Genomic DNA, 3,200 nt, shown 5'->3' with positions numbered 1-3,200 from the left:
GTACGGTTCGTGTTCGGGGTGTGGCGTGGGGTCGTGGCCGGGCGCGGTCCCTGTCGAGCTGATGGCGGAAACGGATCGCGTTCGGGGTGTGTCGCCGGGCCGTTGCCGATCGCGGTCGCTGCCGACCTGGAGGCGGGAACGGATCGCGCTTGGGAGACTGCCGCCCTGCGTCGTGGCGTCCCCGCGTCAAGGTCCGCGCTGGCATGTCCGCGCTGGATGTTCGCGCTCGATGTTTGCGCTGAGTCGGCCGGATGATCTCGTGGTCCGGGCGACGCCGGGTGGCGATAGCACAGACGGATCAGCTCGACAGGCAGTCGACCGGAGGTCGGGTCCCGGCGCGCCGGGGTGGGGGAAGCGCGGCGGAGTGGGCGGGGGCTGGCGCCTTCGGTGCGAGAGCCGGCACCTGGTCAAGTGCGCGAGGGGATGAGGGCGAGCGTCGGCGGGTCGGTGCGGCGAGGCAGGGCGGGTCGGTGCGGTAAGGCAGGGCGGGGCGGTGCGGTAAGGCAGGGCGGGGCGGTGCGGCGAGGCAGGGCGGGCCGGGCGGATGGCAGGCCCCGTCGGGCGGGCGCCGAGGGGTGACGGTGTTCCGCGTACCCTGGAAGGCCAGGCGTCCCCAGGTGCCCGCCGGCACCGGGACGCCTTGATCATGAAAGGTGGGTTCGTGGCCAACATCGTCAACCTCGACCGGGTGTCCAAGGGCTACGGCGCCGCCGGGCCGCTGCTCACCGACGTCTCGCTCGGTCTGGACGACGCCGACCGGATCGGTGTGGTCGGGCTCAACGGCGCCGGCAAGTCGACGCTGCTGCGGCTGCTCACCCGGACCGAGGAACCCGACGACGGGCGCGTCACCCACCGCCGTGACCTGCGGGTCGCCTGGTTGCCGCAGAACCTCACCCTCAGCCCTGAGGCCACCGTCCGGGACGTCGTCCTGGGCACCGAGTGGCTCGCCGAGAGCATGGGCGCCGAACACGAGTGGGCCGGTGACGCGGGCGTACGCGCCATCCTCGACGGGCTCGGCATGCCGCACCTGGGCCTCGACGCCCCGGTCGGGCCGATGTCCGGCGGCGAGCGCCGTCGGGTGGCGCTGGCCGCACTGCTGGTCCGCGACGCCGACCTGCTGATCCTCGACGAGCCCACCAACCACCTCGACGTCGGCGGCGTCGACTGGCTGGCCCACCACCTGCTCGGCCGCAAGGGCGCCCTGGTCGTGGTCACCCACGACCGCTGGTTCCTCGACGCGGTCTGCACCCAGACCTGGGAGGTCGCCGACCAGACCGTCCGGGCCTACGAGGGTGGATACGCCGCCTGGATCCTCGCCCGGGCCGAACGCGAACGGATCGCCGCCGCCACCGAGGCCCGGCGGCAGAACCTGCTCCGCAAGGAGATCGCCTGGCTGCGCCGGGGCCCGCCGGCCCGGACCTCCAAGCCGAAGTTCCGCATCGACGCCGCCAACGCGCTCATCGCCGACGTGCCGCCGGCGCGCGACACCATGTCGCTGCAACGGCTGGCCACCGCCCGGCTCGGCAAGCAGGTGTACGACCTGGAGGGCGTCCGCCTGCACGCCGGTCCCAAGACCATCCTGACGGACGCCACCTGGCAGGTCGGCCCCGGCGACCGGGTCGCGATCCTCGGTGCCAACGGCGCCGGCAAGACCACCCTGCTGCGGATGCTCGCCGGCATCACCCACCCCGACGGCGGGCGGCTGGTCACCGGCTCCACGGTACGACCCGCCTTCCTCTCCCAGGAACTCGCCGAACTCCCCAGCGAACTGCGGGTCCTGGAAGCCGTCGAAGAGGTCGCCCGACGGGTACGCCTCGGCGACCGGGAGATCTCCGCCGCGCAGCTCGCCGAGGTGTTCGGCTTCGACGACCGGCGGCTCTGGACCCCGGTCGGTGACCTCTCCGGCGGGGAACGGCGGCGGCTCCAGATGCTCCGCCTGCTCGCCGCCGAACCGAACGTGCTGCTGTTCGACGAGCCCACCAACGACCTCGACACCGACACCCTGGCCGCGCTGGAGGACCTGCTTGACTCCTGGCCCGGCACCATCGTGGTGGCCAGCCACGACCGCTACCTCATCGAGCGGGTCGCCGACTCCACGTACGGCATGTTCGGCGACGGCCGGCTGGTGCACCTGCCCGGCGGCGTCGAGGAGTACCTGGCGCGTACCGCCGACCGGCCGGGCCCGGGGCGCAGCGTCACGCCCTCCGCCGCCGCGCCCACCGACGGCGGTGGGGGGATGAGCGCGGCCGAGGCCCGGCAGGCGCGTAAGGAGCTGACCCGCCTCGAACGACAGGTCGGCAAGCTGGAACAGAAGGAGGCGGCGCTGCTCGACCAGCTCGCCGCCAACGCCACCGACTACACCAGGGTTGCCGAGCTGGACGCCCAACTGGGCCAGGTTCGCGCGGAACGCGAGCAGGTCGAGGAGGCCTGGCTCGCCCTGGCCGAGGAGATCCCCGCCGGCTGACCGCCCGCCCGCCCGCCCCGACCTGCGACCCTCGGGGGACCCCGTGTGCGGCGTCACACGGCCGGGTACGGGAGAATCGCCGTCGACCCCTCACCCAACGGCGTTGGAGACACAGACATGGCGCACACTCCCGTCAACCACCCCGCGCGGCCGATCTACCGGGCGATCGGCGGGCTGACCGGTCTGTACCTGGTGGTCTTCGGTGTGCTCGGACTCGTCGGCAGCACCGGTGAGCCGGCCTTCGGGCTGAGCGACACCCGGGTCCTGGGGCAGGGCACCAACCTCGGCTTCTCGATCTTCTGCCTGGTGGTCGGCGGCCTCGTCCTGTTCGGCACGGTGATCGGTCGCAACCTCGACGTGCTGATCAACCAGTGGACCGCGTACGTGATCATGGTGGTCAGCCTCGGCGGGCTCGCCTTCATCCGCACCGAGGCCAACGTCTTCAACATGAGCGTTTCCAGCATCGTCGTGCTGATGGTGCTCAGCCTGGTGCTGCTGATGGCCGGCATGTACGGCAAGGTCGGCAGCGACGACGAGCACGAGGCGTGGCAGAAGGCTCGGCTGGTGCTCTGATCTTCCGGCTGCGGTGGTGGGTTTTCGTCGGGGTTGCGGTGGTGGTTTTCGCCGGAGCCCGACCCGCTACGGGCGGTCAGGCTTGATCCCACCGGTGTCTTCCTCTCCCCGGCCAACGCCGACTACCTCGCGGCCAAGGCCAGCCGGGCCGCCCGCACCGCCG

General features: G+C 72.3%; 2 protein-coding genes. Both read left to right on the top strand.

Annotated elements, in window-relative coordinates; genetic code table 11:
- Nucleotides 1-661 precede the first annotated feature (661 nt).
- Nucleotides 662-2,464, top strand: coding sequence for an ABC-F family ATP-binding cassette domain-containing protein (locus tag ABT008_RS11985; protein WP_350695866.1), 1,803 nt, complete (start codon nt 662-664; stop codon nt 2,462-2,464).
- Between the two features lie 117 nt (nt 2,465-2,581).
- Nucleotides 2,582-3,037, top strand: a complete 456-nt coding sequence (locus ABT008_RS11980) for a DUF4383 domain-containing protein (protein WP_350695865.1) — start codon at nt 2,582-2,584, stop codon at nt 3,035-3,037.
- Nucleotides 3,038-3,200 lie beyond the last annotated feature (163 nt).

This window comes from Micromonospora sp. NPDC002389 (assembly GCF_040296095.1).
GTDB lineage: Bacteria > Actinomycetota > Actinomycetes > Mycobacteriales > Micromonosporaceae > Micromonospora.
The sequence above is the reverse complement of the archived record's forward strand: the minus strand, read 5'-3'. Positions and strand labels throughout refer to the sequence as shown.

Coding starts and splice junctions, on each gene's coding strand:
- ABT008_RS11980 (WP_350695865.1), top strand. CDS start 2,582: ATGGCGCACACTCCCGTCAACCACCCCGCGCGGCCGATCTACCGGGCG.